15 protein-coding genes are annotated in these 13451 nt (G+C 70.7%); 2 read left to right on the top strand and 13 right to left on the bottom strand.

The annotated features are described in order from the left end of the window. The first annotated feature begins 85 nt into the window (after positions 1–85). Positions 86–814, top strand: coding sequence for an alpha/beta hydrolase (locus KOI47_RS35050; RefSeq protein ID WP_216212160.1), 729 nt, complete (start codon positions 86–88; stop codon positions 812–814). A 34-nt stretch (positions 815–848) separates the two neighbouring features. Here the strand turns inward: KOI47_RS35050 and KOI47_RS35045 are convergent, their stop codons facing one another. Continuing rightward, positions 849–1556 (bottom strand): SDR family NAD(P)-dependent oxidoreductase, encoded by a 708-nt coding sequence (locus KOI47_RS35045; protein WP_216212156.1) that lies wholly within the window; start codon positions 1554–1556, stop codon positions 849–851. A 103-nt stretch (positions 1557–1659) separates the two neighbouring features. Here KOI47_RS35045 and KOI47_RS35040 point away from each other — a divergent pair, with 103 nt between their 5' ends. After that, complete coding sequence (locus KOI47_RS35040; protein WP_216212153.1) at positions 1660–2499, top strand: helix-turn-helix transcriptional regulator; 840 nt, start codon at positions 1660–1662, stop codon at positions 2497–2499. A gap of 88 nt (positions 2500–2587) precedes the next feature. On the opposite strand, the gene dnaB is transcribed toward KOI47_RS35040, so the two are convergent. The 12 genes from dnaB to KOI47_RS34980 form a co-directional block, all read right to left on the bottom strand. After that, complete coding sequence (gene dnaB, locus KOI47_RS35035) at positions 2588–4756, bottom strand: replicative DNA helicase (protein ID WP_408629970.1); 2169 nt, start codon at positions 4754–4756, stop codon at positions 2588–2590. 628 nt (positions 4757–5384) lie between these two features. Next, the gene (locus KOI47_RS35030; protein WP_216212148.1) at positions 5385–6173 is read right to left on the bottom strand and encodes an ESX secretion-associated protein EspG; all 789 of its coding nucleotides are present in this window, start codon (positions 6171–6173) and stop codon (positions 5385–5387) included. A gap of 16 nt (positions 6174–6189) precedes the next feature. Next, positions 6190–7629: a hypothetical protein gene (locus KOI47_RS35025; RefSeq protein ID WP_216212145.1), complete on the bottom strand. Its 1440-nt coding sequence runs from the start codon at positions 7627–7629 to the stop codon at positions 6190–6192. Between the two features lie 5 nt (positions 7630–7634). After that, positions 7635–8246, bottom strand: coding sequence for a DUF3558 domain-containing protein (locus KOI47_RS35020; protein ID WP_216212141.1), 612 nt, complete (start codon positions 8244–8246; stop codon positions 7635–7637). A gap of 2 nt (positions 8247–8248) precedes the next feature. Next, positions 8249–8662 (bottom strand): hypothetical protein, encoded by a 414-nt coding sequence (locus tag KOI47_RS35015; protein ID WP_216212138.1) that lies wholly within the window; start codon positions 8660–8662, stop codon positions 8249–8251. Between the two features lie 146 nt (positions 8663–8808). Then, positions 8809–9267 (bottom strand): 50S ribosomal protein L9, encoded by a 459-nt coding sequence (rplI, locus tag KOI47_RS35010; protein WP_216212135.1) that lies wholly within the window; start codon positions 9265–9267, stop codon positions 8809–8811. 11 nt (positions 9268–9278) lie between these two features. Further along, positions 9279–9527 (bottom strand): 30S ribosomal protein S18, encoded by a 249-nt coding sequence (gene rpsR / locus KOI47_RS35005; RefSeq protein WP_216212131.1) that lies wholly within the window; start codon positions 9525–9527, stop codon positions 9279–9281. 60 nt (positions 9528–9587) lie between these two features. Continuing rightward, positions 9588–10076, bottom strand: coding sequence for a single-stranded DNA-binding protein (locus KOI47_RS35000; protein WP_216212128.1), 489 nt, complete (start codon positions 10074–10076; stop codon positions 9588–9590). A gap of 16 nt (positions 10077–10092) precedes the next feature. Further along, positions 10093–10434, bottom strand: coding sequence for a 30S ribosomal protein S6 (rpsF, locus tag KOI47_RS34995; protein WP_216212125.1), 342 nt, complete (start codon positions 10432–10434; stop codon positions 10093–10095). Positions 10435–10515: 81 nt separating this feature from the next. Continuing rightward, positions 10516–11442 carry a hypothetical protein gene (locus tag KOI47_RS34990; RefSeq protein ID WP_216212124.1) on the bottom strand — a complete coding sequence of 309 codons (927 nt, stop codon included), beginning with the start codon at positions 11440–11442 and terminating at the stop codon, positions 10516–10518. 135 nt (positions 11443–11577) lie between these two features. Then, on the bottom strand, positions 11578–12483 hold the full coding sequence (locus tag KOI47_RS34985; RefSeq protein ID WP_216212121.1) for a hypothetical protein: 906 nt from the start codon (positions 12481–12483) through the stop codon (positions 11578–11580). A gap of 121 nt (positions 12484–12604) precedes the next feature. Beyond that, positions 12605–13423: a hypothetical protein gene (locus KOI47_RS34980; RefSeq protein ID WP_216212118.1), complete on the bottom strand. Its 819-nt coding sequence runs from the start codon at positions 13421–13423 to the stop codon at positions 12605–12607. Positions 13424–13451 lie beyond the last annotated feature (28 nt).

The raw sequence follows: 13451 nt of genomic DNA, 5'->3' as shown, positions 1-13451 counted from the left end.
GACATGGGTGCTCCCCTCCGGGGTCACGGTCGGGCGATAGGTCGTCCGGGAGCGCCGTTCCGAGCACTCCCGAAAGGGCACGACCATGCGATTCACTGCCGAACAGCGCCTCGACGACGGTGTCCTCGAGCGCGAATTCACCCTCGGCGCGATCCCCGGCATCCTGTGGACGCCCGGATTCACACCCGCACCGGCGCCGCTGATCCTGGTCGGCCACCCCGGCGGACTACGCAAGATGTACCCCCGGCTGGTGGCCAGGGCCCAGCACTCCGCGGCGGAGGGCTTCGCGGCCGCAACTATCGAGCTTCCCTGGAGCGGTGCTCGGCCGCGTTCCGCCGCAGCCGAGGAGGCCCGCGCCGACCTGCGCCGGGCGCTGGAGGCCGGCGAGCCGGTCGACGAGATCGTCGACCGGCTCGTCCTCCCACTGGTCGGCAAGGCGGTCCCGGAATGGCAGGCCGCCCTGAGCGCACTCCTTGCGCTGCCCGAGATCGGTGGCCCGGTCGGTTACGCGGGAGGGGTGATCGCCATCGGCATCCGGCTGGCTGTGGTCGAGCCGCGCATCTCGGCCGCCCTTCTGTTCGCAGGGAGTTTCGTGCCCCGCGCTCTGTTCGACGAGGCCCGGCAGGTCACCATCCCGCTGCAGGTCCTGCTGCAGTGGGACGACGAAGGAAACGACCGGCGGCTGGCCCTGGACCTGTTCGACGCCTTCGGCTCCACGGAGAAGACGCTGCACGCCAATATGGGCGGGCACACCGGCGTCCCGTGGTTCGAGGCAGAGGACGGGAACCGGTTCTTCGTCCGGCACCTGAAGTGAGACCGGCCCGTCAGGTCGGCAGCAGGTGTGCTTCCTACCAGGGAAGGGGATTTGCGGCGTCGAAGTAGCCTCCGGTGGGACCGTCTGGACCGATCTGTGCCATGCGGACGATGATCTCGGTGCCTTCTTCGACAGTCTGCGTGCCGGTGTTCCCGTTGAGGTCCGTTTTGGTGTAGCCGGGCTCCACTGCGTTGATCCGGATGTTCGGGAACGCCTTCGCGTACTGCACGGTGATCATGTTGACTGCGGTCTTCGATGCCGGGTAGGCGACTCCGGGGTATGCGTAGGTCGGCGTGCCCGGGGTGGCGACTCGGTTGATCGAGGCCAGGCCGCTGCTGACGTTCACGATCACCGGGGCGGCGGAGTGTTCGAGCAGTGGCAGGAACGCGTGGGTGACGCGCACCAAGCCGAAGACGTTCGTGTCGAAGATTGTCCGCATGAAGTCGGCGGTGGTCTCCGCGGGGCCGAGCACACCGGCGTTCTCCGTCCGCCCTTCGATGCCGGCGTTGTTGACCAGCACGTCCAGGCCGCCGTCCGCCTCGATAGCTTTCACCGCGGCCGTAACGGTGGCGTCGTCGGTGACGTCGATGAGGGCCATTCGCGCACCCAGTCGCTCGGCGGCTCGGCGTCCACGTTCTGTGTCCCTGCTGCCGATGTAGACGGTGTGGCCTGCGGCGATGAGTCGGCGGGCGGTCTCGAAGCCGAGCCCCTTGTTCCCTCCGGTGATCAATGTCGTTGTCATGTCTTACAGGTTCGGCTCGCGTGGCGTGGTCAGCCAGTCGCCTGCCCTTCCTGGGACTGCCGGTACCAGGCAGCCCGCCGGTCGGCGCTGCACACTGGTTGCCATGGAGACGACGGAATTCGGGCAGGCGGTGCGCCGCTGGCGTGACCGGCTCTCGCCCGAGGCGACCGGGCTGCCGGCTGGCGGACACCGGCGCGCGGCCGGACTACGCCGCGAGGAGCTGGCCGGCCTGGCAGGGATCTCCGTTGACTACGTCACCCGCCTCGAACAGGGCCGCGCGTCCAACCCGTCGTCACAGGTCGTCGACGCGTTGGCCCGGGCGCTGCGGCTGTCGTCAACCGAGCGGGAGCACCTGTTCCGGCTGGCCGGGCTCATGCCGCTGGGCGCGGAGACCGTGCCCGCGTACCTCACCCCGAGCGTGCAGCGGATGCTGGACCGGCTGGTCGGCACGCCCGTGGCGGTCTACGACGCGTGCTGGACCCTGCTGGTGGCCAACCCGCCGTACGCGGCGTTGATGGGTGATCCGTCCGGATGGCGCGGTCACGAGCGCAACGGCGTGTGGCGCAATTTCCTCGGCGCGGGTAGCCGGGTCCGGCACACACCGGAGTCCCGGAGCGCGCTGGAGGCCGCGCAGGTCGCCGACCTGCGCACCGCCGCTGCCCGGTATCCGGCCGACCAGCGGCTCCAGCGGCTGATCGCGGAACTACGCACGAACAGTGCCCGGTTCGCCAAGCTGTGGGACTCCGGCGCCGTCGGCCACCACGAGGCGGCCCGCAAGACCATCGACCATCCGCACGTAGGTCCCCTGACACTGGACTGCGACGTGCTCAGCGTGGCCGGCAGCGACCTGCGCATCATGATCTACACCGCCGAACCCGATACCGACGACGCCGGACGCCTCGCACTGCTCACCGTCCTCGGCACCCAAACACTCGTCGGGTAGCCGTGCCTGCCATCACTTTCGGCACGCGGACGGGCCACATGCTGCCAGCCCACCCAAAATCAGCGGTGAGACCCCTACAAGGTGGTGCTCAGCCCTGAGCCAGGTCGGCGAACCGGCTGTAGTGCAGCTGGTGCGCCACCACCACGGTGGAGGTCGGGCCCGCGCGGTGCTTGGCGAGGATGAGGTCCGCCTCCCCGGCCCGCGGGTCGTCCCGTTCCCAGGCGTCCGGCCGGTTGACCAGCAGCACGATATCCGCGTCCTGCTCCAGTGAGCCCGACTCACGCAGGTCGGACAACATCGGCCGCTTGTCGGTGCGCTGTTCGGGGCCACGGTTGAGCTGGCTGATCGCCACCACCGGCACCTCGATCTCCTTGGCGAGCAGCTTGAGCTGCCGGGAGAACTCGGAGACCTCCTGCTGCCGCGACTCCACCCGCTTACCCGAGGTCATCAGCTGCATGTAGTCCACGACCACCAGCTTCAGGTCGTTGCGCTGCTTCAGCCTGCGCGCCTTCGCCCTGATCTCCATCATGGTCATGTTCGGCGAGTCGTCGATGAACAGCGGTGCCTCGCTGATCTCGCTCATCCGCCGGGCCAGCCTGGTCCAGTCGTCATCGGACATCCGGCCACCGCGCATGTCCTGCAACCGGATCCGGGCCTCGGCCGAGAGCATCCGCATCACGATCTCGGTGCGGCTCATCTCCAGCGAGAAGATCACGCTGGTCATGCCGTGCCGGATCGAGCAGGACCTGGCGAAGTCCAGCCCGAGGGTGGAGTTGTGCGTCGGGATCATGGACCGGCCCGCGAGGTAGAGGTGATCGGCCGCGTCCACCTGCACGCAGCGCACCGGCACGCTGGGCACCTCGCGCACGTCCACGATCCGCCGGGTGGGCTCCGCGCAGGCCCGCCCGCCGAGCCTGCGCTTGTGCCGCAGGTGCTTGCGCTCGGTGCCGAACACCCGCTCCTCGGTGTCGAAGCACAGCGTCCCGCCGGTCGCGCCGCAGCCGTAGCCCAGTCCGGTGATCAGCTCCCGGACGTCCTCGGTCAGCCGGGTGCCGGGCAGCTCGAGCCGGATCTCGCCGGCGCGGCCGACGGTGCCCGCGGTGTCCAGCAGCCCGGCCAGCAGGGCCCGCCGCTGCTCGAAGGAGGCACGCAGGTACTGCGCCGGGATGCGGTCGCGTTCGGCTGCGTCCAGCGCGGTGCGCGCGGGCAGTTCCGCCACGAACCGGGAACCGGCCGTGGGCCATACGGTCAGCCCTGCCTCGCCTTCCAGCCGCGTGACCACCTCCGGATCAGCCAGGTGGAACCGGGTGCCGTTCGTCCGCTGGGCGGCGAGCCAGGCGCCGAGGGCGTAGGGATGCGGGTCCAGCCGCCGCTCCGGCAGCCGCAGCGGCCCGGCGTTGCGTACGGCGCACCCGGTGCGCCCGGCCAGTTGCCTGGTGGTGCGCACCGCGTCGTCCGCCGTGCGCCACTGGTGCTCGGCGTCCGCGACCAGCACGCTGCCGTCCGCGAACTCCACCTCGTAGCAGGGACGCTGCCGCATGACCTCGGTGGCGGCGACCACCGTTGTCGGCAGGCCGTCCGATCCGAGCAGCCGGTCGCCCGGCCGCACCGCGCCCATGGTGGTCCAGCCGTCCGGGGTGGGCAGCGGGGTGTCCAGCGCCAGCGCCTTCCCCACACCGGGCCGGGCGGCGATGATGATCATTTGGCCTGCGTGCAGGCCGTTGGTCACCTCGTCCAGGTCGAGGAAGCCGGTGGGGATCCCCTGCGCCGAGCCGCCCCGGGACGCGATCGCGTCGATCTCGTCCATGGTCGGTTGCAGCAGTTCCTCCAGCGCGACGTAGTCCTCGCTGGTGCGCCGCTCGGTGACCTCGTAGATGGCGGCCTGGGCGCGGTCGACCACCTCGTTCACGTCGCTGCCCTCGGCGGAGCTCGCGCCGTAGCCGTACTGCACGATCCGGGTGCCTGCCTCCACCAGCCTGCGCAGCACCGCCTTCTCGGCCACGATCTCCGCGTAGTAACCGGCGTTGGCCGCGGTGGGCACGGTGGCGATCAGGGTGTGCAGATACGGTGCCCCGCCGACCCTGCCGAGCTCGCCGCGCCGCTCCAGCTCGGCGGAGACGGTGATCGGGTCGGCAGGCTCGCCCCGGCCGTACAGGTCCAGCACGCAGTCGTACACCGCCTGGTGCGCCGGCCGGTAGAAGTCGCCAGGCCGCAGCACCTCCACCACATCGGCAATGGCGTCCTTGGACAGCAGCATGCCGCCGAGCACGGACTGCTCCGCGGCGAGATCCTGCGGGGGCTGGCGATCGAACTCGCCTTGCCGGGACTCGCCGTTCTCGGGGGTCGCGAACGCGGGACCGCGGTCATCGGTGATCGCCACCGGCGGGTACACCTCCTCATATGGTATCGAACACCAGTTCGATTATACCCGATCTGTGGTCATTCGGCGGGGAGTTTCCGGCGGCGTTTCGCGACCGGTTCGGCGGCACGCTAGATCCCCCGGAAGAAGCAGTGCAAACCGGCCTGGGGACCGGCCTGTGGACTACCTGTTGATGGTCGGCCGGAACGAGTCACAAGCGTCGCTCTACCTGTGTACAACCTGGGGACAGCCCGGGAAGTTGTTAGCGAAACCGCAGGTCAAGCCCTGTGGGTAAACTGTGGAGAACTTCTTCGTAGTTCGTGCGGCGTGTCGCGCCGAGCGCCGATCCGGCGTGTCGCGTGGGCCGTCGGCCGCGCCGGCCCACAGCACCTGTGGATAAAAGCTACGGAACGTAGGGCAGCCGCCCGCTGGGCTGAACGGGCGTTGGGTACCGGCCGGTGTGGCAAGGGTGGCGCTACTTTCCGTAGCCGACCTGCCGGACCCTGTCCGGGTCGGGAGCAGGCGGTCAGCCGAGGGCGCCCTGCGCGTTGCGCAGCCGCTCGGCGAGCAGCTGCGGGGTGGCCGGGGTGAACACCACGAGCGGCTCGCCGCGGCCGGGGACCTCCTCCATCAGCCAGCGCCCCTCGGCCGTGTCGATGAAGTTCAGCGGACGCTCGCAGCGCCGCCGCACCCCGGACGGCCCGCGCGCGGCCACGTACAGGCTGCCGGCCCCGGTCCGTTCCGCCTGCAGGATGCGCTTGATCTCGTGGATCGAGGAGGCCTGGTCCTGACCGGGCGCCGGGCGCAGCACCCCCGCACCCGTCCCGTCCGAACCGGCGGGCCGCCCGCTGAGGAACTCGCTCTTGCCGACCACCAGCGCCTGCCCGCCGCCGGGACGACCCGGCGGGATCTGCTCGATGAACGCCCGCAGCAGGTTCTCCGGCTGCTCCGCGGTGATCAGCACCCCGTCGTCCGCGATGAACCGGGCCAGCACGAATGCGCCGCCGCTGCCGCTGCCGGCCAGCACGGTGAAGTTCGGTGGTGCGCCTGCGAACTGCCCCTCGAACCAGCCGTAGTACTCCAGCTGCGGCCGGGAGATCGACTCGATCACCGCGAGCAGGTCCCGGTCCATGCCACGCGGGCCCAACAGACCATGCTCGGTCAGCACGGCGTTGACCTGCTGGTCCAGCGTGCGCTGCGCCTGGTCGTCATGCCAGGTGGGTGTGCCCGCGAGGGTCTGGTGCGGTTCCCCGCCCCGGCGCCGGATCAGGTTGAGCAGGGTCGGGGTGGTGAACTTCAGCGGCGTGGTCAGCACTCTCGGTCCAGTATCCCTACTCGCCGATCACCGGCGGGGTGGTGAGCTCATCCGATCCGAACAGCGAGTTCGGATCCTCCTCGATCAGGAAGCGGTTCTGGTGCTCCTCGTCGCCGCCGCCCTGGCCGCCGCGGCCGCCACCGGCCATACCGCCCATGGGCATCCCGCCCATCCGGCCCATCCCGGCACCCCCTCGGCCACCGGCGGCACCCTGGCCACCTGTGCCGGCGCCGGAACCGCTGCCGGGGGCGACCGCGCCGGTCGCGGCGCCGGGACCGGCGCCTGCGCCGGAACCACCTGGACCGAAGCCACCACTCGCGCCACCACCGGGGCCGAAACCGCCCGATCCGCCGGGGCCGAAGCCACCACCCCCACCGCCGGGAATGTCCGCCGAGGGGATCTTGGGCGGGGTGTAACCGGAAGTCGAGGTGCCGTCGTCCCAGCCGGGTGACTGGTAGCCGGGTACCGTGCCGGGCTGGTAGCCGGGCGGCGTGTTCGGCTGGTAACCCCCAGGCCCGGGGACGTTGCCGGTACCGGGGATGTTGCCGGGGCCCGGAATGTTGCCCGTGCCGGGCACGTTGCCGGGAAGGTTGCCACCGCCACCGGGGATGTTCCCGCCGGCCGCCGGGATGTTGCCGGTACCCGACGGGATGTTGCCCGTGCCGGAAGGGATGTTCCCGGTACCGCCCGGCGGGATGTCGCCACTCCGGCCGTCGTCACCGGGGCCGGGCTTGTGGATCTCCGGGGTCTCGATGTTCCCGTCCGAGATGTTGTTGCCCTCCCAGGCTCCGTACTGCGGCATGCTCGCCGCGTTCTGCATGCTCGCCTGGTAGTAGGCGTTGAACGCCTGGACGTTGGACTGGCCGACCCGGTTGTACTCCTCGATCTCCTCGTCCTTGTCGCTGAACGGGTTGATCCCGTCCAGGAACCCGGCCTCCGGTGGTTCCGCGGAGATCTCCTGCACCTGGGACTTCGCCGTGTCGAAGGAGTCGCCCTGGCTGTTCAGGTAGGTCGAGCTCTGTTCCAGGTTGCTCGCCGAGTCGCGCAGCCAGATGCCGAGCGGGTGGGCGCCTGCCTGCGCCTGCGCGCCCGCGTCCCCGGTCCAGGCCTCGTCCATCATCCGGTTCAGGGCGTCGATCTGGCCGGCCCGGTCGTGGTGCACCCGCTGCAGGTTGTTGGCCGCGTCCGCGCCGTCGCGCACCGAGGTGGAACTGCCGGGGTGGATCTGCTCCCAGATCTGCCGCGCGTCGATCGAGCGTCCGCCGACGTTCGACTCGTGCTGCTGGGCCTCCGGCCCGCCGCCGAACAGGCTGACCAGCCCACCCACGACGGCCCCGCCCGCGGCGCCGACGGCCGTGCCGACCCCGGGCACGACCGAGCCGATGGCCGCGCCGGCACCGGCGTAGGTGCCGACCGTCGTGATCGTGCGACCGGCTTGGTAAGCGTCGTTCGGCATCCCACTCAACCCCTCTTGAGCTGCTCGATCATCGCTTCCCCTACCCGCTCGTTGACCGGGCATGGGTCGGTTTCGTTCGGTCCGCGCGCGATCTGTGTGATGACGCTGACGGCCAGCTGGTCGGTCACCCCGAGCCACAGCACACAGTCGCCGTCCGAACGGCTGTCGATGACGTTCGCGTACACCGCTGGGTAGCCGCCGATGGTGGTCGGCTCGAAGTACTCGTCCTCCGGCTCGTTCGCGTAGATCCCGTCCAGGCCGTTGTCGTTGGCGGTCATCGGGCTGATACTTACCGAGTTGTCCTGGAAGGTGGCCGACTTCCAGACGCATTCCGGCCCGGTCCGGGTGTCCCGGTTCGTGCCGGGCGCGGTGAGCCCGATCTGGGAGAGCTGCGTATCGGAAAGGGCGGTGCACGGGTCGGCCAGGATGCCGTCCACCGGCAGCGGCTCCGGCACCCGCGGCGCGGCGCCCTGCTCGGACTGCGGGGGCTGGGACGAGCCGGCCGAGGTCTCCTCCCCGGACTCGGACAGCGCCGGGCTGCCCCCGGTCTCACCGCCGCAGGCGGCCAGCAGGAGGGCGGCGGCAACGGCGCCGCCGAACCGGATGCTGCGGAGCATGGTCACACGATCCCCTGTCCCTGCTTGGCGATGGTCTGCTCGGCCTCGTCCTCGGACTCCTGGATCTTGCCGCTGGCCTTCTCCAGCGCCTCGATGTAGTTCTCCACGTACTCGATCATGCGCTGATGCTGCTCGAGCAGGGTCTTGCCGGACGGGTTGGCGCCCTGGTCGACGAAGTCACCACTGGCGAACTCCCGGCCAGGCGGCTGCACATGGGCGACCCGCCACGCCTCGCGCTCGTCGTTGCGCAGGTCCTCCAGCAGCTCGCGCCACTTGGCGATGACGCCGTCCACCTCGTCCGGCGCGAACTTGTAGCCACCGCCTGCGCCGTTGCCGCCGACCTGGATCGGGGCCGGTGCCGGGACACTGGTCAGCCGGTCGACCGGAGCATATGGATGGCGCGCTAGCTCAGCCATGATCACGTTCCCCTTCGTGCGTCAGCATCGACCTGCGCATCCGGTCCTTGGATGTTAACGCGGCGACGCCGGTTCCCGCCGGTGAACCTGGAAAGCGAAACGGCCCCTCCCCGGCTGGGAAGGGGCCGTTTTCGCGATATGTCGCCTTATCGCTGCGGCGTGACGTCGATCCGGACCTCGGCCCGCACCTCGGGGTGCAGGCGGGCGGTGACCTGGTGCCTGCCGACGGTCTTGATGTGCTTGCCGACCTGGATGATCCGCTTGTCCAGCGAGGGACCACCCGCCGACTTGATCGCCGAGACGATATCGGCCGGGGTGACCGAGCCGAACAGCTTCTTCGAACCCTCGGCCGCCTTGGCGGACAGCTGGACGGCGCCCAGCCCCTCCAGCGAGGCCTTCAGCTCCTTGGCGTGGTCGAGGTCCCGCACCCGGCGCGACTCCTGGGTGCGCTGGATGGTCCGGACGTTCTTCTCCGCGCCCTTGGTCGCCGGGATGGCGTAGCCGCGGGGCAGCAGGTAGTTACGTGCGTAACCGTCCTTCACTTCGACGATGTCGCCGGGGCCGCCGAGGTTCGCCACGTCGGTGGTAAGAATGATCTTCGCCATGACGGGATCTCCTAGCGAGCGGTCGAGGTGTAGGGCAGCAGCGCCATCTCACGGGCGTTCTTGACCGCCGTGGCGACGTCACGCTGGTGCTGGCTGCAGTTGCCGGTGACCCGGCGGGCACGGATCTTGCCGCGGTCGGAGATGTACTTCCGCAGCAGGTTCGTGTCCTTGTAGTCGATCAGTTCCGCACGGCCCTTTTTCTCGTCCTTGCAGAACACGCAGACCTTCTTCTTCGGCTTGCGTACGGGTGGCTTGGCCACAGTTGACTCCTGGGGTGATCAGTGTGGTTGGTCTGGGGTCGGTCCGTGTCGAAACGGGCCTCAGAAAGGCGGCTCGTCGGAGAACCCGGCGTTGCTGCCCGCTGGCGGGGCCGAGCCCCACGGATCGTCGGCAGGCGCGGACCCGCCGCCGCCACCGCCGCCGAAGCCGCCGCCTCCGCTGCCCCGGCTGACCTTGTTCACCTTTGCGGTGGCGTACCGCAGCGAGGGCCCGATCTCGTCGACCTCGAGCTCGACGACCGTGCGCTTCTCGCCTTCCTTGGTCTCGAACGAACGCTGCTTCAACCTGCCCTGCACGACCACGCGGGCGCCGCGGGTCAGGCTCTCGGCGACGTTCTCCGCGGCCTGCCGCCAGATGTTGCAGCGCAGGAACAGCGCCTCGCCGTCCTTCCACTCGCCGCTCTGCCGGTCGAACATCCGCGGCGTGGACGCGACCGTGAAGTTCGCGACCGCGGCACCGGAGGAGGTGAAACGCAGTTCCGGGTCGGCGGTGAGGTTGCCGACCACCGTGATGATGGTATCTCCAGCCATGGGAACCTCCCCGGCCTCAGACCTTGGCCGGCTGGTTGGTGGAACGGGCGGCGCGCGAGCCAGGACGCGGGGCCTCGCGGCGCACGACCTTGGTCCGCAGCACGATCTCCTGCAGGGACAGCTGCCGCTCGAGCTCCTTGACCGCGTCCGGCGTGGCGTTCAGGTCCAGCAGCGCGTAGACGCCCTCGGCGTGCTTCTTGATCTCGTAAGCCAGCCGCCTGCGGCCCCACACGTCGACCTTCTCGACGCTGCCGCCGGAGTCCCGGATCACCTTGAGGAAGTTCTCCAGGGTCGGCGCGACCGTGCGCTCGTCCTGGCTCGGGTCGAGGATGATCATTACCTCGTAATGGCGTGACACAACCACTCACCTCCTATGGGCTTCGCGGTCACGGACGATCCGTGACAGGAGGGTTGTCCGACGCTCGAGTGTAACGAGGGGTTACGACACCTTGCGCAGCACCCAGGTGCGGACCAGCGCGGCGGTGACTCCGGCCAGCGCGACCACGGCGAGCAACATGGGCAGCTGGACACTGTCCGGCGCCGGCTCGGCGGCGAGCGCGTCGGCGTTACCGGCGTTGCGTACCTCGGCCTGGTCGGGCCCCTGTGGGCTGCTCGGGTCCGCGCCGAGGATGCCGAACTCCGGCGAGTGCTGACCCGGGGCGGCCTCCGGCGAGGGGTAGCGCAGCCCTGGCGGGGTGGCGACCCCGGGGGTCGCGGTGGGGATGTCGCCGTAGTCCCGGCGCGGCGCCCGCCCCTGGGAGCCGCCGGAGGGGATGGCACCGGAGTCGCCGGCGTCCGGGGTGCCGCCGGTGGAACCGGTGTGTCCGGTTTCACCGCCGGTGGAGGGGGTGGGCCGCTCGGTGGTCGGCCGCGGCTTCGCCTTGAGCTGCATGGTGCACAGGCCGGAGAGCTTGCTCTGGATGTGCTGGAGGGTCTTGCCCTTGACGTTGAACGGGTCCCACAGCGGACCGAGGCCGTCCCCGTTGTTCGCCTGCAGCCGGGTGGTGACCACCTTGATGAGCGGCTCGCTGACCTTGATGCTCCCGGAGCTCGGCACCTTGCCGACCGGGATCGCGCCCCCGCCGTTCACCTTGTCGGCCAGCTTGCCAGGGTTGACCCCGTTCAGGTTGAGCAGAATCTGCTTCTCCTTGGCCGCGGAGCGCACGATCTCGGCCACCGGTTTGGAGTCCACGGCCACCGCGGTTCCGGCAGCCGCGGTCACCGACTGGTCGCAGGAGTTCGCCAGCGTGGCCGCGCTGGCGGAGCCGCCGGTGGCGAGGGAGAAGCCGGTCATGGCCGCCGCGATCGCCGTCGCGGTGAGGACCTTGCGGGTGGTGGTGGCGAAAGGGGTCCTTCGGGTTCGCACCAGCGCTCATCCTCCGCGGTTCGCTCAGTTGCCGGGGTGCACGGAGAGCAGCGGGAAAACTGCTCCGCTCAAGGTAACGAGTCGAGTACGACCGGGATACGCGGCCGTCCGGTGTCTTTGTTCAACAGTGCCAATTTACGCCTTGCGCAGTACCCAGGTGCGCACCAGCGCGCCGGATGCCCCGGCCAGCGCCACCACCGCGAGCAGCAGCGGCAGGCTGGTGCCGTCGATCGGGCCACCGGCGCCGTCTGCGAGCGCCCGCGCCTCCCCGGCGTTACGCACACCGGCACCCTCGGGGTCCTGGTCCTCCTCCTGGCCGAGGATGCCGAACTCGGGGGCGTAGCCGGGGATCTGGCCGCCGTAGCGCACCCCTGGCGAGGGGGCGTACAGGCCCGCGGTGGCGAACGGAAGGTTGCTGTAGTCGCGCATCGGGGCGAAGCCGGTGCTGAAGTCCGTTGGCAACCCGGGGAAGCCAGGCACGGCGCCCCCGCCGAGTACCGGGCTGTTCGCCTCCGGAACGCCGGCCCGCTCACCCCGGTCGGTACCGCCGCTGCCCTGGCTCTGGCCGGGGTCGCCGCCGGGCTGGCCGCCTTGGCTGCCGCCGGGCGCTGGCTGGTTTCGTTCGACCGGCTCGGTGCCGCCGCCGGTGACCGTCCCGCCCACCGTGTTCGCGGCGTCGCTGAGGGTGTTGGTGGTGCCCTGCACGCCCTTGTTGATCGCGTCCGCGGCGGGCTCGCCCACTCCCGGCACCGGCGCGACCACGGTGTCCACCACCTGCACGGTGACCTTGCAGACCTTGCCGAGCAGGGCGCTGACCGTGCCGGTGAGCACCGTGGTGGTCTCCTGGACGATGCCGAGGTCGAGCGGGATGCCGAGCAGGGTGGCCTGCACCCGGTCACCTGGCTTGGCCTTGACCGTGCCGCCGCACTGGGCCGTCTTGGTCTCCGCCACCGCCGTGGCCGGGGTGGCAAGCGCCGCGGATCCGGCCAGTAGCAGCGCGGTCGCGGAAACCGCCGTTGCCTTCCGTGCGCGACCAGGCATCGCTCACCCTCCCGCCGCTGATGTCGCTCACCAGGTACAACGACGCTAACCGGACATCGTGACGGGGGCGCGCCGAAGCGGGGCGCGCATTCGGGTGGACCTGATGATCACATTGGGTAACTCAGGAGGCCGGGACCGTGCGGCGCATCCAGCTGCGCATCAGCAGGGTGCTGACCACCGCCAGCGCCAGCACGGCGAGCAGCAGTGGCAGCCGCTCCGGCGGGGTGGACTCGGGCAGCGCCTGCGCCGTGCCGGAGTCGCCCCGGTCCACCGCGGGACCCTGCGGGACCGGACCGGCTTCCGGCGCGGGCCGCGGGTTGACCGGCGGAATGATCGCGCCCGGACCGGCGAGGCCGTTGCGTGGTGGCAGCGGCTCGCCGAGGCCGGATCCGATGCCGGCGCCCGCGGCCGTCCCGGTGCCGCCCGGCGCGGCCTGGTCATGCTCGCCGGAGCCGTCCGGCGGTGCGGGGGCGCGGTCGTCCGGCGGCGGGGGCTGTGGTGCGGGTGGGGGTGCGGGCGGGTCCTCTCCCGGCGGCCGGCCGTGCAGCGCGGCGACCAGCCCGTTCACGGTGTCCTGCGCGGTGTGGCAGACCACCGTGCCCGCCTCGGTCACCACCGGCACCCTGGCTGTGCCCAGGGCGCCCATCAGGTCCGCGACCGGGAGGGACAGTGTGGGCCGACGCTGCTCGCCGGTGCCCTTCGCCGTGCTGCCGAGTCCGAGAGTGAGCCTGCCGGGCCGGTCCAGCACGGCACCGGGGTCCACGGTGAGCGGATCGCCCGCCGCCTGCCGCAGGGTGGCCGCGCAGTCGCCGTCGACCACCCGCGCCGCGGTGCCGGTGTCCGGCTCGGCCTGGGCGGTACCGGTGCAGGTGAGGGCCGCGATGACCGCGGCGAGCGCGCCTGCCGTACCGATCCGGCCGGATCGCGCGTTCCGAACCAAGGTCGTCGCCTTTCGCGCGGGTGGCCCC

Origin of the sequence: Amycolatopsis aidingensis (genome assembly GCF_018885265.1) — a bacterium.
Lineage (GTDB): Bacteria > Actinomycetota > Actinomycetes > Mycobacteriales > Pseudonocardiaceae > Amycolatopsis > Amycolatopsis aidingensis.
Note: the sequence above shows the minus strand (reverse complement) of the source record. Positions and strands in the feature narration are given on the sequence as shown.

What these genes read in the sequence shown, in the direction of transcription:
- KOI47_RS35050 (WP_216212160.1), top strand. Translation starts at nt 86, where the DNA reads ATGCGATTCACTGCCGAACAGCGCCTCGACGACGGTGTCCTCGAGCGC.
- KOI47_RS35045 (WP_216212156.1), bottom strand. Translation starts at nt 1,556, where the DNA reads ATGACAACGACATTGATCACCGGAGGGAACAAGGGGCTCGGCTTCGAG.
- KOI47_RS35040 (WP_216212153.1), top strand. Translation starts at nt 1,660, where the DNA reads ATGGAGACGACGGAATTCGGGCAGGCGGTGCGCCGCTGGCGTGACCGG.
- dnaB (WP_408629970.1), bottom strand. Translation starts at nt 4,756, where the DNA reads ATGCTGCTGTCCAAGGACGCCATTGCCGATGTGGTGGAGGTGCTGCGG.
- KOI47_RS35025 (WP_216212145.1), bottom strand. Translation starts at nt 7,629, where the DNA reads ATGCCGAACGACGCTTACCAAGCCGGTCGCACGATCACGACGGTCGGC.
- KOI47_RS35020 (WP_216212141.1), bottom strand. Translation starts at nt 8,246, where the DNA reads ATGCTCCGCAGCATCCGGTTCGGCGGCGCCGTTGCCGCCGCCCTCCTG.
- KOI47_RS35015 (WP_216212138.1), bottom strand. Translation starts at nt 8,662, where the DNA reads ATGGCTGAGCTAGCGCGCCATCCATATGCTCCGGTCGACCGGCTGACC.
- rplI (WP_216212135.1), bottom strand. Translation starts at nt 9,267, where the DNA reads ATGGCGAAGATCATTCTTACCACCGACGTGGCGAACCTCGGCGGCCCC.
- KOI47_RS35000 (WP_216212128.1), bottom strand. Translation starts at nt 10,076, where the DNA reads ATGGCTGGAGATACCATCATCACGGTGGTCGGCAACCTCACCGCCGAC.
- KOI47_RS34985 (WP_216212121.1), bottom strand. Translation starts at nt 12,483, where the DNA reads ATGCCTGGTCGCGCACGGAAGGCAACGGCGGTTTCCGCGACCGCGCTG.